Below are 343 nucleotides of genomic sequence, written 5' to 3' on the forward strand. Positions count from 1 at the left end.
GGTCGGCCTGGAGGGTTCCTCGTTCGGTACTAACTTCTCGATGATGCTCTCGCGGCTGGCCAAGGGGCCGCAGATGATCGAGGACGCCAAGAAAGGCATGAAAGGTCACGCCAAGGGGCTGATGGAGGACGCGGGAATCACCTTCGACTTCTTCGACAAGAAGGGCAATTTCGCGGGCCTCGACCACATGGTCACGGAGCTGGAGAAGCTCAAGACCATCAAGGACAAGCTGGGCGACAAGGCGGCGATGGAAGTGGCCGAGGCCATGTTCGGCGCGGAAGCGGGCCGCCCGGCCATGATTCTGGCCGAGCAAGGCATGGCCGGGTTCCGCGCCGCGCAGGAG

Annotated in this window: 1 protein-coding gene; it reads left to right on the forward strand. The window is 63.3% G+C overall.

Going from position 1 to position 343, the window contains the following annotated elements; translation table 11 throughout:
- Positions 1 to 343, forward strand: a 343-nt coding sequence (locus KDH83_RS32075) for a hypothetical protein (RefSeq protein WP_212323250.1), incomplete at both ends; no start/stop codon positions are given.

It is taken from the genome of Achromobacter sp. Marseille-Q0513 (assembly GCF_018195695.1).
Taxonomy (GTDB): domain Bacteria; phylum Pseudomonadota; class Gammaproteobacteria; order Burkholderiales; family Burkholderiaceae_B; genus Achromobacter.